The following is a 22,468-nucleotide window of genomic DNA, read 5'->3' as shown; positions in this document are numbered from 1 at the left end:
TGCGCCGGTCAGGTCAGGACCCTCGTTTCGGCGCCTCGATGTGCTTGATCCAGTATTCGCGGGCCAGCGCGTCCACCCCGGCCGGTGCCACGCCCCGCAGGTGGACGACATGGCCGTCGGTGCCGGCGATGCGTCCATGCTTCTGGATGCGCAGGATGTGGTACCGCTCCGGCGCGAAGCCGAGTTCCACGTCGACCGGGAAGCGGCCGCGCTCGTCGCGGTCCGCGCCGACGCCGGGGCCGACCTTGCCCCCCGCCTGAACGCTCAGCCAGATCTGGTAGGCGAGCACGATCGCGACCACCACGGCCAGCTTGCGGAGCGTCGGGCTCTTCGCCGCCCGGCGCAGCAGCGACGTCCTAGGCGGCACCGTGCTCGCCCCCCGCGCCCTCGCCGCGTCCGCCACCCTTGGCGTCCTCAGCGCGTCCGCCGCCATCCTTAGCGCGCTCGCCGCTGACCTTGGCGTCCTTGGCCTGCGCGTCCTCGGCGTGCGCCGTGTCCTCGCCGGGCTGCGCGTCTTCGTCTCCGGCCAGCAGGGCGTTGACGCGGTTCGCGGTGCGGCGGAACTCCGGGAGCTCCGCCGTCTCCTGCCAGCTGCGCGGCCTGGGCAGCGTCACGTCCACGATCTCGCGCACGCGGCTGGGCCGCCGGGACAGCACCACGATCCGGTCGGAGAGGAACACCGCCTCGTCGACGTCGTGGGTCACGAAGAAGACCGTTGGACGGCGGGTCTCGAAGATGCCCGTCAGGTCCTCCTGGAGCTTGCGTCGCGTCTGCGCGTCGATGCTGGCGAACGGCTCGTCCATGAGCATCACGGCCGGTTCGTTGGCCAGCACCCGCGCCACGCCGAGCCGCTGCTGCATGCCGCCGGACAGCTCGTGCGGGTACCTGTGCGCGAAGCCGTCGAGCCCGACGAGCTTCAGGAACTCCTCCGCCCTGGCGTTGCGCTCGGCCCGTGGGACCTTGCGCATGCGCAGCCCGAAGACCACGTTGCCCAGCACCGTCTTCCACGGGAACAGCGCGTGGCTCTGGAACACCACCCCGCGGTCAGGGCCGGGCCCGTCGACGGGACGTCCGTCGACGACGACCGTCCCGCCGGACTGCCGCACGAACCCGGCGACGATGTTCAGCACGGTCGTCTTGCCGCAGCCGCTGGGGCCCAGCACGGACACGAACTCGCCCTCCTTCACCGCGAAGGAGACGTCGTCGATGGCCGTGACCTCCTCACCGCTGTAGGCGTCCGTGTAGACCTTGTTCAGTCGGTCGATCTTCAGCGCGGTCATCCATCCGCCTCCATCGCGCGAACCATGCCCCAGCGTTCGACGGTCGCCCGCTCGAACGGGGCCAGAATCAGGGCGTCGAGCGCGTACCAGAGCGCGCCGAGCACTGCCATGCCCAGGAACACCTGGCTGACGTCGCCGACCCGGCGGGCGTCGAACATCATGAAGCCGACGCCGCTCGTGCCGACGATGATCTCGGCGGCCACCAGCGCCCGCCAGCCGTAGCCGAGCCCGGTCCGGATGCCGCCCGCCACCGACGGCAGCGCCCCGGGCACGATCACCTCCAGGAACACCCGCAGGCGGCCGGCGCCCAGGCTGCGCGCCGCCCGGACGAGCTCGCGCGGCACCTGCTCCACCCCGGCGACGACGCTGAGCATCAGCGGGAACACGATCGTGTAGACGAGGACGAACGTCACAGTGGTGAGGCTGAAGCCGAACCAGACGATGACGATCGGCAGCCACGCGATGTCCGCGACGGCCTGGAAGAACAGCAGGATCGGCCAGAAGGCGCGCCGCACCAGGGGGCTCATCGCCACGGCGAAGCCCAGCGGGAGCCCGATCAGCAGGCCGAAGCCGACGCCGTAGCCCAGCCGGGTCAGCGAGTCCGAGAGGTAGCCGGGCAGGATGCCCTTCTCCATCAGCTCGCCGAACCTGTCCACCACGGTGGGCGGGCCGACGAAGAAGGACTCGGGGAACACCTCCAGCACGTCCAGCAGCCACCACAGGGCGACGACCGGCACGAACGGCCCCAGCGTGCGGAACGTGCCGCTGCGCAGGCACCGGCGCCACATCCGCCACGCCAGACCGCGGCGGGCCTTTCGCCCGTGCCGGCCGGGTCCGCGTCCCGTGTGCTTCTCCTTCGTCGGGAAGGCGGTCGAAGTCATGTGCCCTGCGCTCCCGTCATCCCCCAGCGCTCGACCGTGCGCCGCTCAAGCGGCGCCAGCAGGAGCCGGTCCATCAGCAGCCACAGCACGCCGATGATCACCATCGACGCGATGATCACGTCGGTCTGGAAGTACTTCTGCGCCTGGAACAGCGCGTAGCCGAGGCCCGCGTTGCTCGCGATGATCTCGGCCGCGACCAGGCCGCGCCAGCCGTAGCCGAGGCCGACCCGCAGGCCGGTGACGATGCTCGGCAGCGCGCCGGGGAGGAGGATCTCCCAGAACATCCGCAGCCGGCCCGTCCCCAGGCTGCGGGCGGCCCGCAGCAGCTCCGTGGGGATCTGCCGGACGCCGAGCATCGCGTTGTACGTCAGCGCGAAGAACATCGCGTTCCACACGATGAAGATCACGGCCCGGTCGCCGTACCCGAACCACAGCGTCGCGATCGGGATCCAGGCGATGCCGGCGAGCGCCACCGAGAACCGCAGCAGCGGCAGGAAGAACGCCGACAGGACGCGGCTGGCCCCGAGCGCGATGCCGAACGGCAGCGCGGTGACCAGCGCCAGCGCCATCCCGATGCCCGTCCGCCGGAGGCTGGCGCCGAGGTGCCGCCAGAGGTCGCCGCTCGTCCACAGGTCGCCCAGGGCGCCGAGCACGTCGGTGACCTGCGGGAAGACGCGCAACGGCGCCCCCGACGCCGACACCGCGACGGCCCACGCCGCCACGAGCGCGGCGAGCGGTCCGAAGAACCACAGCGCGCCCGTGGCGGTGGAGCGGAGGCCGCGCCGCCGCGGGGGCCGCCGCACCGCCGGCCGCCTCGCGGTCGGCGCCGTCACGACGGGCACGCCTTCTCGGCCGCCGCGCGGTCGAAGGTGTAGCCGTCCTGGATCTTCGCGGACGCCGGCATCGCCGGAAGGTCCTGGAAGAGCTTCGGCTGGGCGGCCATCACCTTGAGGATCGGTCCGGGACGGAAGAGCTTGTTGACGTCGAACCCGGCCTTGACCTTCCCCTGCGCGGCCAGCAGCTGGGCGACGGTGTCCAGGGCGAGGTAGTTGCAGGCGGAGAAGCGCGGGTCGAGCTGCTTGACGTTGTGCGTCATCGCCTCGGACGCCACGGACTTCTTGATCCCGGGCAGCCACCGGGTCGCGGAGTCGGCGGCCTTGGCCGGGTTCTGCCGCATCCACTGGTCGGCGGTCGCCCGCGCGGTGAGGAAGCGGCTGACGACGTCAGGGTGCTCCTGGGCGTACTTGGGGGTGGTGACGATGTAGCCGACGAACGGGATGTACTCGCCGCCGCGCAGCACCTCCTTCGCGCCGGCCACCTGCTGCGTGATGGTGATCGAGAACGGGTCCCAGACGATCGCGACGTCGATGCCGCCGGACTTGAGCGCCACCGCCATGTCCGGCGGCTCGGTGTTCACGATCTTGACGTCGGCGGCCTTCAGCCCGGCCTTCTTCAGCAGCCCGAGCAGGTACAGGTGGTTGATCGAGCCCTCGGATACGCCGACGCGCTTGCCCCGCAGCGTCTTCAGGTCCTTGCCGTCCACGCCGGAGTCGCCCTTCGCCACCACGGCCATCGTGTCGTCGATGCTGCGCCGGCTGGCGGACCCGGTGTAGTTGCCCACCAGCACCAGGTCGAGGCCCTTCTGGGTGGCGGCGATGGCCGGCGTGCCGACCTGGACGAAGTCCACCTGGCCCGCCTGGAGCGCGTTGAGCGCGTCCACGCCGGTGGGGAACGGGTCGGCGAGCTTCACATTGAGGTTCTGGTCGTCGAAATAGCCGGCCTCGACCCCGGCCGGCAGGCCGAGCTGGTCGATGGCCGAGACGTATCCCGCGGAGACCTTGGTCGGGGCGTTCGCACCGTCGCCTCCGGCGTTGTCGTCGACGGTGGATCCGCCGGAACACCCCGCGAGCAACGTCACGAAGCCGGTGCAGGCCACCGCCGCGAGATGGCGTTTCGCGCGCAACATGGGTCATCTCCTGATCGGTCTGGACGGACGGACGGGTCGGTGGCCCCCGGCGAGCACGGCGTCGACCGTGCCGCGGTGGGGGATGGGGGTGACCGCGCCTGGGCCGGTCGTGGTGAGCGCCGCCGCGACCGCCGCGTAGCGGGCGGCCTCGGGCACCGGCGCGCCGTCCAGCAGCCGGGCCGCGAACGCGCCGTCGAAGGTGTCGCCGGCCCCGGTCGGGTCGACCTGCCGCACGGGGTGCGGGTCGACGCGGGTGACCGTGCCGTCGTGCGCCACCAGCGCGCCCTCGGCGCCCATCTTCAGCACCACGGTGGACGGGCCGCGCCGGACGAACGCGTCCAGCACGTCCCGGGGCTCGTGCTCCCCGGTGAGCGCGCGGCCCTCGGTGAGGTTCGGCAGCGCGATGTCGCACAGCTCGACACCGCGCATGATCACGGCGCGGGCGCGCTCCGCGGGCCAGAGCGCGGGACGGAGGTTCGGGTCGTAGCTGACCAGCGTGCCGGACCGCCGCGCCAGCTCCATGGCGTGGAAGCCCGCGTCGCAGGCCGACGGGCTGATCGCCTGGGTGATGCCGCTGACGTGGACGAGCCGGGCCCGTCCGACGGCGTCCGCCGGGATGTCCCGCGGGGCGAGCCTGCTGGCCGGGGAGTGCGCGCGGTAGTAGACGAACCTGCTCTCCGACTCCGTCCGGGAGACGAAGTAGATGCCGGTCCGCCCGCCGGTCTCGCGCACGACGTGGTCGGTGCCGACGCCCTCCCGCTCCCACAGCCGCAGGAACGCGGCGCCGAAGTCGTCGTCGCCGATCCGGGTGACGTAGCCGGTGCGGGCGCCCGAGCGGGCCGCGGCGACGGCGAAGTTGGACGTGTCGCCGCCGTAGCCGACGGTGAAGGCGTCGTCGCCCTCGACCGGCCGGACGCCGTCGACGCGGGCGTTGAACTCCAGGAGGGGTTCGCCCACCGCGAGGATGTCCACGGCTCAGATCCGGCCGTGCTTCTCAAGGCCGCCGCGCAGCGAGCCCGATTCGAGGATCAGCGCCGTCTGCTCCCGCTCCCGCCGCTCGATCTCCAGCGCCGCCTCCAGCACCTCGGCGACGCGCTCCCTGGGGACGCACACCACCCCGTCGGCGTCGGCGACGATGAGGTCGCCGGGGCGCACCGCCACGCCGCCCATCTCCACCGGCTCGTTGAGGGACACCGTGCGGTAGCGGCCGACCGTGGTCGCGGGCACGCTGCCGCGGGCGTAGACGGGAAAGTCCGGGTAGTCGCGGCGGATCTCCTCGACGTCGCGGACGGCGCCGTCGAGCACCGCGCCCGCGACGCGGTTGGCCACCGCCCCGGCCGACATCAGGCCGCCCCACACGGCGACGTCGGCGCCGCCCGCGGCGATGCAGATGACGCTGCCCGGCTCCGACTCGTCGATGGCCCGCAGCGCGTGCGCGGGCGGGGCCGGGTCGGGCGAGGGCACTTCGAGCACCGTCGCCGCCGGGCCGACGAGCCGGCCCGCGCCGGGGAGCATCTGCCGGACGCTGCCGGACAGGTAGCCGCGGCGGCCGCCCAGTTCCACCGCGTCGGCCACCGAGGCGGTGGCGACGGAACGGAACGCGGTGATGATATCCGCGGGAAGCGTCGTGGTCATGTCGTCTGGGCTCCGTTCTCTGCAAAGCGTTCCCTGCGAGGCGCCACATTCCGGAGACGAATTCCGGCACGGCGCGACCGGCTCGGTGACGCGGCTACAGAAACCGTAGAAGCGGATTATCGGAGCGGTTAAGGGCGGTGCTCGAATGCGGTTATTCGACAATTGGATGCCGGCGGCTATACGGCGGCCGGCAACGAGGGCGGAGAGGGCGGGGCGGGCGGCGCGGCGTCCGGCCAGGGCCATGCGGGCGGGGCGAGGCGGCGCAGGCAGTCCCGTACCGCCTCCACGGCGGGCGACACGCCCTCGCCCTGCCGCCACCAGGCGGCGACGACGCGCTCGAAGCCCGCGCCCGCGATCGGGACCAGGCAGACGCCGTCGGTGTTGGCCGTGGTCATGGCGAGCGCGTTGGTGATGCCGACGCCCAGGCCGTGCCGGACGAGGGAGATCAGCGTCTGCGGCTGGTTGGTGCGCTCGCTGATCACGGGGTGCAGGCCGTGGTTCGCGAACGCGAGGTTGGTCTCGTACTGCCGGCTGTGGCCGTCGTCGCTCTCCCCGATGCTGATCACCGGCAGCCTGGCGGCCTGCGCCAGCGTCACCTCGGGCTCGCGGGCCAGCGGGTGGTCGGCCCGGAACACGGCGACGAGCGGCTCGCGCCACAGCACCTCGCTGGTCACCTGGTCGGAGTTGACCAGCGGATGCAGCGGACGGACGGCGAGGTCGACGCCGCCGTCCACGAGCTGCTCACCGATCTCCAGGCTGGGGCCCTCGTGCAGCACCAGGCGCACCTGCGGATGGGTGTCCCGCAGCGCCCGCACCGCCCGCGGGTACAGGTACGCCGCGACGCTCGGGTAGCAGCCCAGCCGGACCGTCCCGCACACGGTCCCGGACGCCGTCTCGGCGAGCAGGTCGAGCCGCCGGATGATCTCCTCGGCGTGCGGCAGCAGCCCGCGGCCCTCCGGGGTGAGGATGGCCGGCTGAACGGAACGGTCCACAAGCCTCCGGCCGACCAGCCGTTCCAGGGCCGCGACGTGGCTGCTGACCCGTGGCTGGGAGCGGTAGAGGGTGCGGGCCGCGGCGGAGAAGCTGCCGTGCCGGGCCACCGCCACGAAGCTCGCGATCCAGTCGATTCGGTAGTGATGCGCGCTGCTGAGGTCCATGGCCGTCCTCCCACAAGCCGAGATCGTCGAGAACGTTACCCGCGGCCCACCGATAGTTAAATGGTGCAGATGGGTTGTCAGGGCCCCTGGGGGGTCATCAGCGGACGAACTGGTCCGCGTAGCCGGCGCCGAGGCCGTTCCTCGCGTAGTGGGCCCGGCACATGTCGATCTTCGTGAAGGTGTCCTCGTAGCCGGTCTGCTCGCCGTCCTCGTCGACGTAGGCCATCGCCCCGGTGATGTTGAAGAACGTGATCATCTCGGGGCAGTCCGGGGGGACCTCAAGCGTGTGGATCTCGCCGGGCGGCTCGTAGACGAAATGGCCCGCCTCGGCGACCCAGTCGTGCTCGTGGTACTGCCATTTGCCCTTGAGCACGTAGCCGAAGACGACCCCCGGATGCCGGTGCCGGGAGACGATTCCGGCGGCGGTCACCTTGAGCAGGTTGCACCACTGCCCGGTCACGGTGTTGAACATCAGCGGGCGGAACCACACGTTCGGCGCCTGCGGCACCCACACCCGGTCGTCGTCGGGCACGGCGGCCACGGCGATCTCCGGCGGCACGGCGGCGGACATGGGAATGACGGCCATGGACATCGATCCTTTCCGGGATTCAGGAGTGCGATTCGGGGTGGGATCCGGGGCGCAGGATTCGGGAGCGGGATTCAGGTAGCGGGATTCGGGAGCGGGTTCCAGGTAGCGGGATTCGGGAGCGGGTTCCAGGGAGCGGGATTTCGGGTTCAGGCGGCCAGGTATCCGCCGTCGACCGCGAGGACGGCGCCGGTGATGAACGCGGCGTCGGGACCGGCGAGAAACGACACGGCGCCGGCGATGTCCGCGGGCGTGCCCCAGCGCCTCATCGGCGTCCGGTCGATGATGCGGCGGCTGGTCTCGGCGCTCTCGTGCAGTTCGCGGGTGAGCCCGGTGCGGATCCAGCCGGGCGCGACGGCGTTCACCCGGATGCCCTCGTCCGCCCAGGCAACGGCGAGGGACTTGGTCAGCTGCAGCACCCCGCCCTTGCTCGCGCTGTACGCCGGGACGCGGGCGCCGCCGAAGAAGCTCAGCATGGACGCGATGTTCACGATGCAGCCGCGCGCGCCGGCCAGCGCCTCGCGGGCGGCCAGGCAGCTCCGCATCGTGCCGGTGAGGTTGACCCCGACGACGTCGGCGAACACCTCGGACTCGAACTCCCGGCCGCGCGCGACGATGCCGACCGCGTTGATGAGGACGTGCAGCTCCCCGAACGTGCCGAGGAACGCGCGGAGCTCGTCCTCCCGCCGGACGTCGAGCTCCACTCTCCGCACGTTCTCGGGCAGTTCGCGCGCGGCGCTCGCAGCGTCGAGTCCGGCGGCGACGACGTGGTCCCCGTCGGCGGCGAATCGGCCGGCGATCGCGGCGCCGATCCCGCTGGTGCCGCCGATCACCACCACGGTCCGTCCCCCGGGCCCCGCAACGCGGTCATCGTGCACGGCCGTCTCCTCCAATGTTCGGCTCCGATGCGACGGACCCGATTGAACACAGGCGGGGAACGGCCGTCAGTTCTCATACGAGAGGGGAATGAGGGTCATTCGGATGCCCTGGCACCGCCCGCGGCCCCGGCCGCCGGGCGCCCTCCGCGGTCCGCGGCCCCCGGCTGCGCTGTCTCGCAGGTCCGGGGGCCGCGGCTCACTTGGATTCGTGGGCGAGTGCTACTTCAGGATGCTGAGCGCCTTGGCGACGCCGGGGTCGCGTCCGGTCGCCAGGTCCATGGAGGAGACCGGGGCGAAGTGGTCGGGCGGGACGCCGACGGTGTTGATGATCTCCTTGTTCGCGGCGAAGTCGTGGCGCTCGGGGAGGATGAGCAGGCTGCCGTCGTCGAGGATCCAGGGGGAGGCGGGCCCCGCGACGACTCCCGCGGTGCGGGTTCCGACCAGGGTGCCGAGGCGCAGGTCCTTCACCGCGCTGGAGAAGGCGTCGCAGGCCGACGCGCAGCCCCGGTCGGTGAGCGTCACCAGCTTCAGCTTCAGCAGCGCGACGGAGTCGTCCGTGCGGACGGGGGTGCACTCGTCCCGCACGGTGCACAGGTAGCTGAAGATCTTGTTGTGCGCCCAGGCGCCGAGGAGCCGCCTGACCTCGTCCGGGCTGCCGCCGCCGTTGCTTCGCAGGTCCAGGACGAGACCTCGCAGGTTCCTGCCCTTGCGCAACTCCTCGACGGCGGCCAGGACTTTGTCGGCCGCACCGGAGAAGAAGCCGGGGAGGCTGACGTAGGCGACGTCGCCGGGCAGCAGCCGGGACTCGACCCCCGGGCCGCTGCCCGGTATCTCGGCGCGCGTCAGTTCCCTGGTGTACGTGGCGCCGGTGGTGGGACGGCGCAGCTTCAGCGTGACGGTGTCCTCGGTGCCCTGGCGGAGCCCCATGATGACGTTCGGGATCGGGGCCCCGTTGACGTACGGCGGCACGCCGTCGACCGAGACGATCTCGTCGCCCAGCTTCATCCCGGCCTTCTCGGCCGGGCCGCCCGGGGCGATGTGGTCGACGAAGAGCGGCGGCCTGCCGACCGGGTCGACGTTCCCCGGCCCCTGGAAGCCGGACGTCCTGAACCCGAGCAGTTTCGGCCTCGACGTCTGTGGCTGACGCCAGTTCGCGTGATTGTCGTTGAGGCTCGCGACCATGCCGTCGATCGCCGCCTTCAGGGCCGCTTGCGCCGCGTCCGCGGGCAGTTTGGCGACGACCTTCTCCAGGACGCCCCTGAACGCGGCCCAGTCGGCGTCGCGCCTGCCGGTGAGGGCGGGCATGGTGGCGTCCGGCTGGTCCAGCCCGCGCCGCTGCAACTCCTGGGTGAGCGCGGCGAAAGCGGGCAGCAGGAGAAGCCGGCCGTCCAGTACGGGCCCGCTGTAATAGTTCTTTAACACGCAGTAGTACACCTGACCTACCACGTCGATGGTGGTGGGTTTGGGTTCCGGCGGCGTCTGCGGTGGCCGGGTGCAGGGATTCGGGCGTTGGGGAGCGGCCGAAACGTGGCTCGCGGGCCCGATGGAGGCGAGCGACGCGGTGACCATCACGGCCACCATGATCGGTTTGGTGATTCTCATGCGCTCAAAGTTCACCAGCGCGCATAACGCGTCGGTTAACGCGTCCGTCGGATCCGGACGATATTCGAGGCGTCGCACAACGTGACCGGAACTGGTTATGCGGGCACGCGGCCGGACCGGGCTCCTCTATTCTGTCGCGCGGGCGACGGCCCGGTAAGTCCGTCGCACTTCGTACACAGCCAAGCTGAGGAATGACGTGCTGATCGCGAAACCCACCGAAGCGTTCAAGGAGTTCCAGCAGAACCTCGGTTATGCCAGGCAGCTGGTCGACGGCGGACGCCGGCTCGGACAACTGCAGGTCGGAGCGTTCGACATCGACGACCTGTACCGGGCCGCGTGGGTGCAGGCGGTCGCGGCGCTCGACCACTGGGTGACGGTGGAGATCGTCGATCGCGCCGTCGCCCTCGCGCGGCAGCCGTCCGCGGTCCGGCCGCCGAAGTTCAGCAAGCTGACGATCAGCATCGACCTGTTCGAACAGATCCATCATCACCATCAGCCGATCGACGCCGCGTTCCGGGCCCACCTGGAGCAGACCTTCGGGTTCATGACCTTCCAGAACCCCGACAAGATCAAGGAAGGGCTGGCCTATGTCAGCACGGTGAATCTCTGGCCGCGGGTGGCCGCGCACCTGAGTTCGCCGGACGACGGCGAGATCAGTGCGGACTTCGTCCGGACGAAGCTGCGCGAGATAGCGCAGCGCCGCAACGCCATCGCCCATACCGCCGACCGCGATCCGCAGAACGTCAGCGGCCGCGCCGCCATTACGGCGGACGACGCCATTGAGACCATCACGTGGCTGGAGAGAATCGCCGGCGCGATCGTCCTCGCGCTGGGCCCGATCGTGGCGGCCCCCGACTACGACCAGCCCCCAGAAGGCGCCGACGCACTCGGCGAGGCTCCCACTCCCACGCGCGCGGTACTGGTCCGGGGCCGCAGCGAATGGGACGAGAACAGCCTCATCGAAAGCATCAAGAATTACTGCACGCCCGAAGTCGCCGCGACTCTCCTGGCCGTTTACCGGCATGCCGAGACCCATCCGACATTCCAGGGTTACTATTTCGGCGAGGCAGCTCATCCCTCGGTCACGGCGTGGTTTCACATGGGCGACGACGAGGCCGCCGTATGGAGCATTTACACGGGAACCACCAGGTCGACGCTGTCGATCAACTTCCAGTGGATGCGCGATCGCGGGGCATCTCTCGAACGGCTGGAGCGCCTTGCGAACGACCTCGCCTCGCTCCCTGGATGGGCGCGCCTATCCGATACTTTGGCGGGCTGGAGCTTCGCCAAGCGCCCTTCGGTGTCGCAGGCGGCGCTGGCGGCTCCCGGCACGAAGGACACCATCCTCTCCGCCCTCGGCGGCTTCCTCAGTCCAAGCGCTGACGACTGAACCGGCATCGTCCGCTTGACCTCAAGTTCGGTCGAGGTGGCAGGGTGCTGGACATGAGCGAAGACAAAGTGATCATTTATGAGGAGAGCGGCGCCGACCCCGGGACCGACGTCATGACGATCCGGAACGGCGGCGGACGCACGCGCGTGCGGGCCGTCGACAAGCCGGAGGAAATGGTCGAGCTGGTGTCCCGGCTGGTCGGCGAGGGCGTGACCCAGATCGAGCTTTGCGGCGGGTTCGGCGCGATATGGCACGCCGCGGCCGGCCGGGCGGCCGATGGAAAGGTGCCCGTGGGGGCCATTTACTACGGGTTCGAATCGCTTGCCGGTGTGGCTTCGTACAAGACGCGTTTCGAGGACGGGGACGTGCTGTCGGAGGCGTTCATCATCGTCCACGAGGGCGCCGACCCCTCGGGCGACGTGGTGGTGCACGAGCGGGCCGACGGCGGTAGGACGACCTTCGTGGCGGTGCCCGACGAGGCCACCGCCGGCGAGGTGGCCGAGAAGATGGCCGACGACCTGCATTTGATCGAGCTGTACGGCGCTTCCGGGCCGGAGGGGGCCGAGCCGGTCATCCGGGCGGTGGACGGCCGAACACCCGTCGGCGTCAGCGCGTACCGCCGCTAGTTCCCACCCCGCGACCCCGAAGGCCGCCAGGGGCGGGGGACCGCCACGGGCGGGGGAGCCCTTCGCGGCCGCCGCTCCGTACGGTTCAGGGTGCCGATGCCAGTGCCCGCCGGGGCCGGTCGGACGGCGCTTTCGGCGTACCGCGCCACCAGCCGCGCGACGCCAGCGCCGCCAGCCCGGCCCCGGCGGTGTTGAGCAGGACGTCGTCCACGGACGACACTCGGTCCAGCCACAGGACGTACTGCGCGACCTCGACCAGGACCGAGCAGCCCGCCGCGAGCGCCAGGGCCCGCGGCACCGACGCCAGCGCCGCGAACCGCACCGGGGCGAAGAACCCCAGCGCCGCGAACACCACCAGGTTGCCGACGATCTGGCCCGTCCCCATCGTGGCCAGGTCCCGCAGCGGCACCAGGCTCACCCGTCCGGGGACGACACCGGCCCCGGCGCCCGGCAGCATGGTCATCCACACCCACGGCACCGTCCCGTAGACGATGCCGACCTCGGCCAGCGACATCCGCCACGCCCGCGCCGGCGTGGCGCCGGCGCCTCTTCGGCGGTGTGCCAGCGCCCACACCGCCAGCGCGGCCAACGGCAGCGCGGCCATCGCGATGAGCGCCACACCGGTGAACGTGCCGAGGCAGCCGTTCCACCGTCCGGCCGCGCACATCGGGACGGACATCATGAGCGGCCCCTGTCCAACGAACGCGGCGCGTTGTGTTCCATGCGGCCAGTGAAGACGGAAGACCGTTGCGACGGCGTATGCGCTTTTCGATACGCCCGCGATACACGGTCAGCTACCGCGGGTGCTTCTCCGTGCCCGGGGCAGTGAATGGCGATTTTCGGCTGGGCTGTAATCCGTTCGGCGGCCACATACGTCAATAATCTGGAAACGCATGGTTCACACCCCGCTGTGAGGAGATGGATGCATGCTGCGACGTGCGCTTAGCGTCCCCGTAATTCTGTCAATGGTGGCCGCAGGCTTAGCGATGCAAGTCACGCCGGCTCAGGCCGCCGACGTCGAGCCAGGGGTATCGGCTGGCTTCTCGTCCAGCCGGGTGAGTGTCAGCGACACCGGCGCCGAGGGGAACGCCGACAGCGGGCTGAACGAGGATTGGTTCAAGTGGGGCGGCGCGGTGAGCGGTGGAGGCCGCTATGTCGTGTTCACTTCCGCGGCCGCAAACCTCGTGCCCGGCGACACCAACGGCGTGCCGGACGTTTTCCTGCATGACCGTCGGACGCGTAAAACCGAGAGGGTGAGCGTCTCCGGCACCGGCGCGGAGGGGAACGGGAGGAGCCTCGACCCATCGATCAGCGCGGACGGTCGCTACGTCGCGTTCACCTCGGAGGCCTCCAATCTGGTGGCCGGCGACGCCAACGGAACGTTCGACGTCTTCCTGAAGGATCGGCGGACCGGCGTAACGACCAACCTGCACGTCGACAGCGAAGAGGACCAGGGAAACTCCGCCGCATTCTCACCGTCGGTGAGTCCCGACGGGCGCTATGTGGCGTTCAGTTCCAGCTCGGTGAATCTCGCGCCCGGGGCCGACAACGGCTTCTTCAATGCCTTCCTGCGCGATGTGGCGGCGGGAACCACCGAAGTGGTCAGCCTCAGTACCGCCGGTGAGCCGGCCTGGGGCAGCAGCAGCGAACCATCGGTCAGCGCGGACGGCCGCTACGTCGCGTTCACTTCGGAGGCCGCGAACCTCGTCCCAGGCGACACCAACGAAACCTACGACGTGTTCGTACGGGACAGGACGGCCAACGCGACCACGCGGGTGAGCCTCACCGTCTCCGGCGGACAGTTCACGCTGGGCAGCGGCGCACCGTCGATCAGTGCGGACGGCCGCCATGTCGCCTTCGGCGCCGGATCCGAGGAGGGAATCACCAACGTGTACCGTCGCGACCTGCGGCGCGGCGCGACCAGGCAGGTCAGCGCCAACGCCCAGGGCATCCCGGGAAACGGCGACAGTGCGTGGCCGTCGATCAGCGCGAACGGGCGGTTCGTCGCCTACGAGTCGCGCGCGACGAACCTGACCCCGGGCGAGGACACGAACGAGACGATCGACGTCTTCGTCACGGACCTGCGGACGCGTGCGACGACGCGGGTGACCGTCACCTCCACGGGCGAGCAGGGCAACGGCCGCAGCGAAGTCCTGGGGATCAGCGGCGACGGGCGCACCGTCCTGTTCGGATCGGCCGCGTCCAACCTCGTGCCCGGCGACGCCAACGACTCCGGCGACGCCTTCATCAGCACCCGGAGGTGACCTCTGAGAACGACTGACGAAGGCGGCCCGCACGCACAAAGCGTGCGGGCCTCGGCAACAGCACGAAAGGCCGTGCCGCCAATGGCGGAGTTCGCGCGAGTGGAACGTTGTGGAGTTGAATATTGGTGATTGACACTGACCGGGGTGAAAGTTAATCTCCGTTCAGTTCCGGTCCGGGCGAGCGCCAGGTCGCCGGGCAGGCGCCTCTTCGGTCGCGGAATAGGGCGTCCACTCAAGCGAAGAGGAATCGCATGCGTAAAAGCACCGCCATTTCCGTTGTAGCCGCCGCGGCGCTCACCGCGACCGCGGCGGCGGCCGTACCGGCCGCGGCCGGACCACGCCCCGCCCGCGGCCCTGAGGGATTCAGCGTCGAGATCGTGGGCGTCACCGGTTCCGGGTGCCCGGTCGGCACGGTCCGGGCGGACACCTTGGAGGGCAAGGACGCGTTCACCGTCGTCTACAGCGAGCTCATGGCGCAGGCGGGCGGTTCTTCGAGTCCTGTGGACGCCCGCAAGAACTGCCAGGTCTTCCTCCAGGTGAGCGTCCCGAAGGACGTCACCTACGCCATCTCGTCGTCGGAATACTGGGGTTTCGCCCACTTGGAGAATGGCGCGAACGCCACCCTGAGCGCCGGCTTCTATATCCAGGGTCATTCGTCGGGCGGGATGGTCACGCACACCGTGAACGGCTTCTACGACGACCTCTGGAACTACACCCACCGGTCGCACCAGCTCGTTTTCAAACCGTGCGGCGAGGAGCGGACCCTCTACATCAACACCCAGCTGCGAGTCGACAAGGGAACCTCGGACCCGTCGAAGGTCAGCTTCATCGCGATGGACTACACCGGCGAGGGCCCCAGGACGATCTACAACCTCGCCTGGAAAAGCTGCCCTTAGTGAGACTCGGCCTGGCCCGCCGACGTCACCCATGCAAGTGCGTTGCCGGTGTCGGGCGGGTGGGGCGATGATCGCGTTATGGAGCTCGACCGGGGCCATTACCGGCGGGTGTACGAAGGCCTGCATGATCTTGACGATGCCGCCGGGCGTCAGGAGTACCTGGTCGGTCAGCAGTCGGCGGCCGCGCATCTGGCCGAGTTGGGGTCGCTGCACACGCGGGAGCCGACACCCGTCGGCGGATACAGCGGGGACGACGAGCAGCTGTGGCGGATCATGAAGCTGTATGCGCTGAGCCGGGTCAGTGACTATTTGATCGAGCCCGGAGTCGATCGTGGACGTGCCACGGAACCGATGACGCTCCCGCAACCAGAACCGACACGACGTTTCCCGGCGGGGCGTCACACGACGGCGACGGCGTCTATCTCGACGAGGAAGCCGGGGCCCAGGCCGGAGACGACGTGGACGGTGATGGCCGGAGGCGGGTCCGCCGGGTTCCAGACCTGCTGGAAGGCGGCCACACCTTCGTCGACGAACGAGTGGCCTTCCACCACGGCTATGCGCCAGTGCACGACGTTCGCCAGGCTCGCCCCCTCGCTTTCCAGGATGGTTGCGAGGTTTCGCAGCGCCTGGCCGGTCTGCTCCCCGACCGTGGGGCCGACGACCTTGCCGTTGGCGTCGATGCCGTTCTGTCCGCCGACATAGATGGTCTTGGCCGGTTGCTCGACCACGACGGCCTGGCTGAAGGCCGGGTTGCGGTGGAGACCTTCGGGATTGATGTGGCGCGTGCTCATGTGATGCCCTCCTCGGATCTGAAACCAGTTAAAGCGGTTACCACGACACCGGTTATACTAGTTTCATGCGAGGGAACGCAACCGGACGCCGCCTGCACGATCCCAAGGGAGGGTCGTTCTGGTTCGACGCCGGCGCCGTCTGCCTGGACTTCGCTCACACGGGCGGTGAAGGCCGGTACGCGAAGTTCGAGAGCCTCCACGAGCCCGCCGACCTGGGCGAATGGCTGGCCCAGCCGCCACTGGACGCGGCCGTGACCGTCCCGGTGACGGCCCGCGACCTGGCCGCCGCCAAGGCGCTGCGCCAGGCGATCTGGGACGCGGCGCACGCCAGGGCGGCGCACCGTCCGCTCCCCGCCGAGGCCGTGGCGACCATCAACCGGGCCGCGGTCGCGGCGCCGCTGGTCCCCGAGCTGGCCGCCGACGGCACGACCGCGGGGTGGGCGCCCCCGGTGCGGGCGGCGCAGGCGCTGTCGGCGCTGGCGCGGGAGATGATCGAGCTGCTGTCCGGGCCGCTGTCCGAGCGCATCCGCGAGTGCGCGAGCGACACCTGCCCGATGGTGTTCGTCGACTCGTCCCGTCCCGGCGCGCGGCGCTGGTGCTCGATGGAGCGCTGCGGCAACCGCCACAAGCTCCGGGCTCTGCGCGCCCGGCGGGCCACGGAGCCCTAACGCAGCCCACCGGACGCAACGCAGCCCACCGGACGCGAACTGGCTCGCCGGCACCGGGTGGGAAGCAGCCTCTTTGGCGTCAGCTGTTGAGCAGGCCGAGCAGTTGACTGACCATACTGCTGGTGCGTTGCATGACGCCGTTGGCGTACGCCTTGGCGGCGGGGTTGACTCCCTTCTTGATTTCCACCTGTGACATCTCCACCGCGTTGTGCTGGAGGCTGAGGAGCAGGTTGAGGAATGTGGTGTCGAAACCGCTGCCTTCGGCCTGTTTCAATGCCCTCATCTCCGCGGGACCGACGGCCGGCAGGCCGCCATGGGCGGCGTGGGAGTTCGCCGGCCCCTGGAGCGTCGTCGGCTTCGACCATGCGGTGAGCCATGAGGTCATCTGCTGCACTTCGCCGGTGCTGGCCTTCTCGACGGCGGCGGCCATTTTCCTGACTTCCCCGCGACGGGAGCGGTCGGGGGCCAGCCTGACCATGTCGAGCGTCTGGCGGCGGTGCGCGATCATCATCTGCAGGTACATGACGTCGTCGGCGTCGTGATCGGCCGAGGCGTCCTGTTTCGGCTTGGCCTCCGCCGGATCGCTCGCCTTCGACGTGCCGCCGCACGCCGTGAGCAGCATGACGAAGGCGAACAGTACTCCTGCCAGCACACGGTGCGGGGAGCGCGCTGCGGCTGGTGCGGGACGGTGGCGGGGGTGCGGGAGCTTGGCGGTCAGGCGGAGCTTGTGGCGGGGGTGCGGGAGCTTGGCGGTCATGGGGAGCTCGCGATGGCCGCGAGGGCGGTGAGCGGGTACGCGATGGTTCTTCGCATGGGAATCCCTTCGTGGTGCGGACGTCGGCCACGCTATCCACAAAGCCGCCTTAGCGTCAATTAAATCATCCTCGAATTCAAGGTCATTCGCATGGCCTTCTATTTTCCGCCGCAATTGGCGGGCCCGGGTTCTGAATCGGGAATTCTTTTGGCGGGACGGCCAGGTGGCGCGCGTCCAGAACCGCGTCACGGGGGGCATGCGCGTGGGGTTAGGGAGTGGTCGCGTCGTCCTTTGTGAGCGGTGCGGGGGAGGCCAGGGCGATGTGGGGGCGGCCGGTGATGGGGTGTGGGCCGATGTGGGCGCGGACGCCGAAGACGTCCTGGATGAAGGCGGGCGTCAACACCTGTCGGGGTGGTCCGTGTCCGGCGACGCGGCCGTCGCGCAGGACGACGACCTGGTCGGCGTGGTCCAGGTCGTGCAGGGCGGCGAGGAGGGTGAGCCCGAGCGAGCGGATCAGGTCGAGGAGGGTGAACTGCGCGCCCGCGTCCAGGTGGTTGGTGGGTTCGTCCAGGACCAGTAGCGGGGCCTGTTGGGCGAGCGCTCGGGCCAGCAGGACGCGTTGCCGTTCTCCTCCCGACAGGGTGGACAGCAGGCGGTCGGCCGCCCAGGCCATGCCGACGCGTTCCAGCGCGTCGGCGATGGCGGCGCGGTCGGCCGGGGTCTCCCGGTCGAGCGGGCGTTTGCGCGCGGTCCGGCCGACGGCGACGGTTTCGGCGACCGAGAACTCGCCGCCGCCCCCGCCGCATCCTCCAGCGGCGGCGCCGCCGGGGTGGGCTACCGCGTCCTCCGAGGTGCCGCGCCGGTGAGGGCCTGTCCCCTGTGGTGATCAGGATCGCGAGGCGACGGCCTTGGGGCGGTCGCCCGCGGGGGTCAGGTGTTTGAAGGCTTGGAGGATGTCGTTGACCCGGTCCTTGGCGTCGCCGAAGAGCATATGGGTGTTGTCGCGGAAGAAGAGCGGGTTCTGGACGCCGGCGTACCCGGTGGCCATCGAGCGCTTGAACACGATGACCTGCTGGGCGTTCCAGACCTCCAGGACGGGCATGCCGGCGATGGGGCTCGCGGGGTCCTCCTCGGCGGCGGGGTTGACGATGTCGTTGGCGCCGATCACCAGGACGACGTCGGCGGTGCCGAAGTCGTCGTTGATCTCGTCCATCTCCAGCACCAGGTCGTAGGGCACCTTGGCCTCGGCGAGCAGCACGTTCATGTGGCCGGGGAGGCGTCCGGCGACCGGGTGGATGCCGAACCTGACCTGGACGCCATGGTCGCGCAGCCGCTCGGTCAGGGCGGCGACCGGGGCCTGCGCCTGGGCGACGGCCATGCCGTAGCCGGGAGTGATGATCACTGAGGAGGCCGCGGCGAGCGCCTCGGCGGTCTCCTCGGCGGTGATCTCCCGGTGCCGGCCGTGCTCGCCGCCGGACGCGGCGGGCGCCTCAAGGCCGAAGCCGCCGGCGATGACCGACAGGAACGAGCGGTTCATCGCCTTGCACATGATGGCCGACAGGTAGGCGCCCGAGGAGCCCACCAGCGCGCCGACGATGATCAGGAGGTCGTTGCCGAGCAGGAACCCGGACGCGGCCGCCGCCCAGCCGGAGTAGCTGTTCAGCATGGAGACCACCACCGGCATGTCGCCGCCGCCGATGGACGCGACCAGGTGCCAGCCGAGCAGCAGCGCCACCGCGGTGACCGCGATGAGCGACCACAGTCCGGGCTCGGCGACGAAGGCGACGGTGAGCGCGGCGAAGGCGACGAGCGCCCCGACGTTGAGCAGGTTCTTGCCCGGCAGCATCAGCGGCGCGGACTTCAACCTGCCCGACAGCTTGCCGAAGGCCACGATCGAGCCGGTGAAGGTGACGGCGCCGATGAAGACGCCGATGAACACCTCGGCGCTGTGGATGCCGAGCATGTCGTCGCGGGCGAGCGCGGTCGCGTCCGTCCCTTCGGGGTGGCGCTCGACGTGCAGGTAGCCGCTCCAGCCGACCAGGACGGCGGCCAGCCCGACGAAGCTGTGCAGCAGCGCGATGAGCTCGGGCATCGCGGTCATCTCCACCGCCCTGGCCCGGTTCAGGCCGATCAGCGCGCCGGCCGCGATCGCGGCCACCAGCAGCCCGAACGCGGGGACGCCGATGTCGCCGTCGATGGTCAGGGCGACGGTGGCGACGAGGGCCACGGTCATGCCGAGCATGCCGTAGGTGTTGCCCAGGCGCGCGGACTCGTGCCGTGAGAGCCCGGCCAGCGCGCGGATGAAGAACAGCGCGGCGACGATGTACGCCGCGGTCGCGGCGGTCGCGATCGTCATTTCCTAGCTCCTGATGAACATGGCGAGCATGCGGCGGGTGACCGCGAATCCGCCGAAGACGTTGATGCTCGCGAGCAGGATCGCCGCGAGCGAGAGCACGGTGATCGCCGCGTTTCCCGTGCCGATCTGGAGCAGCGCGCCGACCACGATGATCCCGGAGATCGCGTTGGTCACCGACATCAGCGGGGTGTGCAGTGCGTGGTGCACCTTCCCGATGACGTAGTAGCCGATCACGATGGCCAGCGCGAACACGGTCAGGTGCACCTGCAGCGCCGCCGGCGAGACCGCGATCAGGCCGAACAGCCCGGCGGCCGCGGCGGCGGTGCCGAGCCGGCGCACCGCGGGCGCTGCGCCGAGCCGGTGCAGCGCCGGTTTCGCCTTGCCGGACGGGTCGTCCACCTGGGCGTCCCGCTGCTCCGGGCGCGCGGCCGCCGGTGCCGCCGACACCGGGACCGGGGGCGGCGGCCAGGTGAGCTCTCCCTCGCGGACGACGGTCATCGAGCGTTGCACGACGTCGTCGAAGTCCAGGACGAGTTCGCCGTCGCGCTGCGGGGTCATCAGCTGGATCAGGTTGACCAGGTTGGTGCCGTACAGCTGGGACGCCTGCGCGGGCAGCCGTCCGGCCAGGTCGGTGTAGCCGAGGATGATCACGCCGTTCGCGGTGACCACCCGCTCGCCGGGCACCGTGCCCTCGACGTTGCCGCCGTTGGCCGCGGCCATGTCGACGATCACCGAGCCCGGCCGCATCGACGCCACCATCTCGGCGGTGATCAGCTTCGGCGCGGGCCGGCCGGGGATGAGCGCGGTGGTGACGACGATGTCGACCTCACGGCACTGGTCGGCGTAGAGCGCGGCGGCGCGGACGTTGTAGTCGTCCGACATCTCCTTGGCGTAACCGGTCTTCGGAGCGGCGGCGTCGTCGTCCGGCTGGGCCTCGGCGACGGCGAGGTAGTCGCCACCGAGCGAGCGCACCTGGTCGGCGACCTCCGGCCGCGGGTCGGTGGCCCGGACGATCGCGCCCAGGCTGCCGGCCGCGCCGATCGCCGCGAGCCCGGCGACGCCGGCCCCCGCGACCAGCACCTTCGCCGGCGGCACCTTGCCCGCCGCCGTCACCTGACCGGTGAAGAACCGCCCGAACTCGTGCGCGGCCTCGATCACCGCCCGGTATCCGGCGATATTGGCCATCGAAGAGAGCACGTCGAAGGACTGCGCCCGGGAGATCCGCGGGACCGCGTCCAGGGACAGTGCCGTGATGGGGCGCCGGGCGAGGTCCGCCACCAGTTCCGGACTGAGCCGGGGGCTCAGCAGGCCGATCAGCGTTGCGCCCGGACGGAGCGCGTCCAATTGCTCGGGGGAGGGCGGGTTGACGCCGAGCACCACGTCCGCGGCGCCCGCGTCCCCGACGGCGGCGCCCGCGGCCTCATACCGGTCGTCGGGGAAGCCGGACCCGGCTCCGGCGCCGGGCTCGACGACCACTTCGTATCCGAGCTTCTGCAGTCGGGTAACGGTGTCCGGCGTCACCGCCACCCTCCGTTCGCCGGGCGGATCCTCCTTGAGAACTCCAATGATCATGACAATCACCTCACATCTCCTGAGGCGTCAGCGGTCAGCGGCCGGTGGGCGCGGCGCGGGGCATCGCACCGCGGGGCCGGGGGCGCCCTGTCCGCCGGTGCGGGCGCTGACGAGCGGACGGCATCGGGTATCTCGACATCAAGCTAATTCTGCCACGATAGCTGCCGCTTCCGCTTTGCGCTGTGTGCCAGTCTTGACCATGAAAATTTGGGCACTTGGAATAGTGCCGCTACGGACGGCGATGACGAGGATGCGTTCAGCCGCGCTACCGCGCAGGGATCGAGCCCGCTCCGCTACCGCGCAGGATCGAGCCAGCTCCGTACGCTGAAGGATGGCTCTCGTGGTCCGTGCCGGGGGGTCACGGGTCTGAGACGCAGGTCCGTCCGTTCGCGCGGACGTTCGGCCGGTCGGAGTGCTTCCAGCGGCAGACGGTCGTTGGGCTGGCTATCGTCCCGTTGGTGCCGTCCCGGTCTTTCGAGCAGACGCCCTGGTCGGCGAAGACCACATAGTAGGGATAGCCGTGAGACTTGCAGTAATTCTCATAATCCGCCGTGCTCAGGGTGCCAAGGTTTCTCGGCTTTGAGTCGGGCGCCCTTTTTGACGGCTGGCGCCCGGCGCGCGACTCACTCTTGGACACCGTTGGACGGACGCTAGGCTCTCGGTCTCCTTCAGGCTTGCTCTTGGTCGGATCCGGGCTTTTGCTGGGCTGTTTTGAGGGGCTTGCCGGGGCGGTTTTCGAGGTGGTGGTTACGAGGGCATTCGGTGCAGGGGGCGAGCTGCCGTCTTCTCTCACCCCGGGGATCGCGAAGTAGAGAATGCCGATAAGGGCCAGGATCGCCACCGTCGCAGCGGCGATCACGAGGCGGCGGCGCTTGCCGCCGGCCTCTCGGTCAGGTTCGGTGTCGTCGACCGCGGCTACGGCCGTGGCTGCGGACGCCAGTTCGGGCGCCGGTGCGGGCGCGGCCGCGGGTTCGGGCACCGGTGCTGGCCCGGGTTCCGACGCGGAGGCGGGTGCGAGTTCGGCCGCGGGCGCGGGCGCGGGTTCGGACGCGGAGGCGGGTGCGGACGCGGGTGCGAGTTCCGACGCGGAGGCGGGTGCGAGTTCTTCCGACGCGGGTTCGGGCGCCGGTTCGGGTTCGGGGCCGGACGTGGGTGCGGCGGCGGGT

21 protein-coding genes and 2 pseudogenes are annotated in these 22,468 nt (G+C 70.3%); 5 read left to right on the top strand and 18 right to left on the bottom strand.

Annotation, left to right across the window (positions count from 1 at the left end; all coding sequences use genetic code 11):
* Positions 1-13: 13 nt before the first annotated feature.
* The 11 genes from ACH34T_RS36665 to ACH34T_RS36615 all read right to left on the bottom strand — a co-directional run bounded on the left by ACH34T_RS36665 (position 14) and on the right by ACH34T_RS36615 (position 9,985).
* The gene (locus tag ACH34T_RS36665) at positions 14-367 is read right to left on the bottom strand and encodes a hypothetical protein (protein ID WP_396025577.1); all 354 of its coding nucleotides are present in this window, start codon (positions 365-367) and stop codon (positions 14-16) included.
* Positions 357-1,280: an ABC transporter ATP-binding protein gene (locus ACH34T_RS36660; protein ID WP_396025576.1), complete on the bottom strand. Its 924-nt coding sequence runs from the start codon at positions 1,278-1,280 to the stop codon at positions 357-359. Before ACH34T_RS36660 ends, ACH34T_RS36665 begins: the two co-directional genes overlap by 11 nt.
* Positions 1,277-2,161 (bottom strand): ABC transporter permease, encoded by an 885-nt coding sequence (locus ACH34T_RS36655; protein ID WP_396025575.1) that lies wholly within the window; start codon positions 2,159-2,161, stop codon positions 1,277-1,279. The genes ACH34T_RS36660 and ACH34T_RS36655 overlap by 4 nt, the downstream gene beginning before the upstream one ends.
* Positions 2,158-2,994, bottom strand: coding sequence for an ABC transporter permease (locus ACH34T_RS36650; RefSeq protein WP_396025574.1), 837 nt, complete (start codon positions 2,992-2,994; stop codon positions 2,158-2,160). Before ACH34T_RS36650 ends, ACH34T_RS36655 begins: the two co-directional genes overlap by 4 nt.
* Entirely contained in the window at positions 2,991-4,127 is a 1,137-nt protein-coding gene (locus tag ACH34T_RS36645) for an ABC transporter substrate-binding protein (RefSeq protein ID WP_396025573.1), read from the bottom strand. The genes ACH34T_RS36650 and ACH34T_RS36645 overlap by 4 nt, the downstream gene beginning before the upstream one ends.
* A 3-nt stretch (positions 4,128-4,130) precedes the next feature.
* Positions 4,131-5,099 carry a sugar kinase gene (locus ACH34T_RS36640; protein ID WP_396025572.1) on the bottom strand — a complete coding sequence of 323 codons (969 nt, stop codon included), beginning with the start codon at positions 5,097-5,099 and terminating at the stop codon, positions 4,131-4,133.
* A 3-nt stretch (positions 5,100-5,102) separates the two neighbouring features.
* On the bottom strand, positions 5,103-5,762 hold the full coding sequence (locus ACH34T_RS36635) for an RraA family protein (protein WP_396025571.1): 660 nt from the start codon (positions 5,760-5,762) through the stop codon (positions 5,103-5,105).
* 176 nt (positions 5,763-5,938) lie between these two features.
* Positions 5,939-6,919, bottom strand: a complete 981-nt coding sequence (locus ACH34T_RS36630) for a LysR family transcriptional regulator (protein ID WP_396025570.1) — start codon at positions 6,917-6,919, stop codon at positions 5,939-5,941.
* Between the two features lie 97 nt (positions 6,920-7,016).
* Positions 7,017-7,505, bottom strand: coding sequence for a 2,4'-dihydroxyacetophenone dioxygenase family protein (locus ACH34T_RS36625; RefSeq protein ID WP_396025569.1), 489 nt, complete (start codon positions 7,503-7,505; stop codon positions 7,017-7,019).
* A gap of 149 nt (positions 7,506-7,654) precedes the next feature.
* Positions 7,655-8,383: an SDR family NAD(P)-dependent oxidoreductase gene (locus tag ACH34T_RS36620; RefSeq protein WP_396025568.1), complete on the bottom strand. Its 729-nt coding sequence runs from the start codon at positions 8,381-8,383 to the stop codon at positions 7,655-7,657.
* A 219-nt stretch (positions 8,384-8,602) separates the two neighbouring features.
* Positions 8,603-9,985 (bottom strand): S41 family peptidase, encoded by a 1,383-nt coding sequence (locus ACH34T_RS36615; RefSeq protein WP_396025567.1) that lies wholly within the window; start codon positions 9,983-9,985, stop codon positions 8,603-8,605.
* Between the two features lie 196 nt (positions 9,986-10,181).
* Here ACH34T_RS36615 and ACH34T_RS36610 point away from each other — a divergent pair, with 196 nt between their 5' ends.
* Both ACH34T_RS36610 and ACH34T_RS36605 read left to right on the top strand, forming a co-directional pair.
* Complete coding sequence (locus ACH34T_RS36610; RefSeq protein WP_396025566.1) at positions 10,182-11,375, top strand: hypothetical protein; 1,194 nt, start codon at positions 10,182-10,184, stop codon at positions 11,373-11,375.
* A 53-nt stretch (positions 11,376-11,428) separates the two neighbouring features.
* Positions 11,429-12,001, top strand: coding sequence for a DUF6506 family protein (locus tag ACH34T_RS36605; RefSeq protein WP_396025565.1), 573 nt, complete (start codon positions 11,429-11,431; stop codon positions 11,999-12,001).
* 85 nt (positions 12,002-12,086) lie between these two features.
* Here the strand turns inward: ACH34T_RS36605 and ACH34T_RS36600 are convergent, their stop codons facing one another.
* Positions 12,087-12,683 (bottom strand): VanZ family protein, encoded by a 597-nt coding sequence (locus ACH34T_RS36600; protein ID WP_396025564.1) that lies wholly within the window; start codon positions 12,681-12,683, stop codon positions 12,087-12,089.
* Positions 12,684-12,927: 244 nt separating this feature from the next.
* Between ACH34T_RS36600 and ACH34T_RS36595 the strand changes: the two genes are divergently transcribed.
* Positions 12,928-14,265, top strand: a complete 1,338-nt coding sequence (locus tag ACH34T_RS36595) for a TolB family protein (RefSeq protein ID WP_396025563.1) — start codon at positions 12,928-12,930, stop codon at positions 14,263-14,265.
* 251 nt (positions 14,266-14,516) lie between these two features.
* Complete coding sequence (locus tag ACH34T_RS36590) at positions 14,517-15,161, top strand: DUF4360 domain-containing protein (protein ID WP_396025562.1); 645 nt, start codon at positions 14,517-14,519, stop codon at positions 15,159-15,161.
* 398 nt (positions 15,162-15,559) lie between these two features.
* On the opposite strand, the gene ACH34T_RS36585 is transcribed toward ACH34T_RS36590, so the two are convergent.
* On the bottom strand, positions 15,560-15,952 hold the full coding sequence (locus ACH34T_RS36585; RefSeq protein WP_396025561.1) for a RidA family protein: 393 nt from the start codon (positions 15,950-15,952) through the stop codon (positions 15,560-15,562).
* A 65-nt stretch (positions 15,953-16,017) separates the two neighbouring features.
* On the opposite strand from ACH34T_RS36585, the gene ACH34T_RS36580 reads away from it, so the two are divergent.
* On the top strand, positions 16,018-16,620 hold the full coding sequence (locus ACH34T_RS36580; protein ID WP_396025560.1) for a CGNR zinc finger domain-containing protein: 603 nt from the start codon (positions 16,018-16,020) through the stop codon (positions 16,618-16,620).
* 79 nt (positions 16,621-16,699) lie between these two features.
* Here ACH34T_RS36580 and ACH34T_RS36575 read toward each other — a convergent pair whose 3' ends face one another.
* The 5 genes and pseudogenes from ACH34T_RS36575 to ACH34T_RS36555 all read right to left on the bottom strand — a co-directional run.
* Complete coding sequence (locus ACH34T_RS36575; protein WP_396025559.1) at positions 16,700-17,242, bottom strand: DUF305 domain-containing protein; 543 nt, start codon at positions 17,240-17,242, stop codon at positions 16,700-16,702.
* Between the two features lie 400 nt (positions 17,243-17,642).
* Positions 17,643-18,101, bottom strand: a pseudogene (locus ACH34T_RS36570) (ABC transporter ATP-binding protein); the annotation flags it as partial.
* 159 nt (positions 18,102-18,260) lie between these two features.
* Complete coding sequence (gene pntB, locus ACH34T_RS36565; protein ID WP_396025558.1) at positions 18,261-19,730, bottom strand: Re/Si-specific NAD(P)(+) transhydrogenase subunit beta; 1,470 nt, start codon at positions 19,728-19,730, stop codon at positions 18,261-18,263.
* Positions 19,731-19,733: 3 nt separating this feature from the next.
* Positions 19,734-21,302, bottom strand: coding sequence for a Re/Si-specific NAD(P)(+) transhydrogenase subunit alpha (locus tag ACH34T_RS36560; RefSeq protein WP_396025557.1), 1,569 nt, complete (start codon positions 21,300-21,302; stop codon positions 19,734-19,736).
* Positions 21,303-21,660: 358 nt separating this feature from the next.
* Positions 21,661-22,468, bottom strand: a pseudogene (locus tag ACH34T_RS36555) (hypothetical protein); the annotation flags it as partial.

The organism is Actinomadura sp. 9N215 (genome assembly GCF_044326345.1).
Classification (GTDB): domain Bacteria; phylum Actinomycetota; class Actinomycetes; order Streptosporangiales; family Streptosporangiaceae; genus Spirillospora.
This window is presented reverse-complemented; position numbering and strand designations above follow the sequence as displayed.

What these genes read in the sequence shown, in the direction of transcription:
- ACH34T_RS36605 (WP_396025565.1), top strand. Translation starts at nt 11,429, where the DNA reads ATGAGCGAAGACAAAGTGATCATTTATGAGGAGAGCGGCGCCGACCCC.
- pntB (WP_396025558.1), bottom strand. Translation starts at nt 19,730, where the DNA reads ATGACGATCGCGACCGCCGCGACCGCGGCGTACATCGTCGCCGCGCTG.
- ACH34T_RS36645 (WP_396025573.1), bottom strand. Translation starts at nt 4,127, where the DNA reads ATGTTGCGCGCGAAACGCCATCTCGCGGCGGTGGCCTGCACCGGCTTC.
- ACH34T_RS36590 (WP_396025562.1), top strand. Translation starts at nt 14,517, where the DNA reads ATGCGTAAAAGCACCGCCATTTCCGTTGTAGCCGCCGCGGCGCTCACC.
- ACH34T_RS36600 (WP_396025564.1), bottom strand. Translation starts at nt 12,683, where the DNA reads ATGATGTCCGTCCCGATGTGCGCGGCCGGACGGTGGAACGGCTGCCTC.
- ACH34T_RS36660 (WP_396025576.1), bottom strand. Translation starts at nt 1,280, where the DNA reads ATGACCGCGCTGAAGATCGACCGACTGAACAAGGTCTACACGGACGCC.
- ACH34T_RS36585 (WP_396025561.1), bottom strand. Translation starts at nt 15,952, where the DNA reads ATGAGCACGCGCCACATCAATCCCGAAGGTCTCCACCGCAACCCGGCC.
- ACH34T_RS36635 (WP_396025571.1), bottom strand. Translation starts at nt 5,762, where the DNA reads ATGACCACGACGCTTCCCGCGGATATCATCACCGCGTTCCGTTCCGTC.
- ACH34T_RS36655 (WP_396025575.1), bottom strand. Translation starts at nt 2,161, where the DNA reads ATGACTTCGACCGCCTTCCCGACGAAGGAGAAGCACACGGGACGCGGA.
- ACH34T_RS36615 (WP_396025567.1), bottom strand. Translation starts at nt 9,985, where the DNA reads ATGAGAATCACCAAACCGATCATGGTGGCCGTGATGGTCACCGCGTCG.
- ACH34T_RS36630 (WP_396025570.1), bottom strand. Translation starts at nt 6,919, where the DNA reads ATGGACCTCAGCAGCGCGCATCACTACCGAATCGACTGGATCGCGAGC.
- ACH34T_RS36575 (WP_396025559.1), bottom strand. Translation starts at nt 17,242, where the DNA reads ATGCTGCTCACGGCGTGCGGCGGCACGTCGAAGGCGAGCGATCCGGCG.
- ACH34T_RS36595 (WP_396025563.1), top strand. Translation starts at nt 12,928, where the DNA reads ATGCTGCGACGTGCGCTTAGCGTCCCCGTAATTCTGTCAATGGTGGCC.
- ACH34T_RS36560 (WP_396025557.1), bottom strand. Translation starts at nt 21,302, where the DNA reads ATGATCATTGGAGTTCTCAAGGAGGATCCGCCCGGCGAACGGAGGGTG.
- ACH34T_RS36625 (WP_396025569.1), bottom strand. Translation starts at nt 7,505, where the DNA reads ATGGCCGTCATTCCCATGTCCGCCGCCGTGCCGCCGGAGATCGCCGTG.
- ACH34T_RS36580 (WP_396025560.1), top strand. Translation starts at nt 16,018, where the DNA reads ATGCGAGGGAACGCAACCGGACGCCGCCTGCACGATCCCAAGGGAGGG.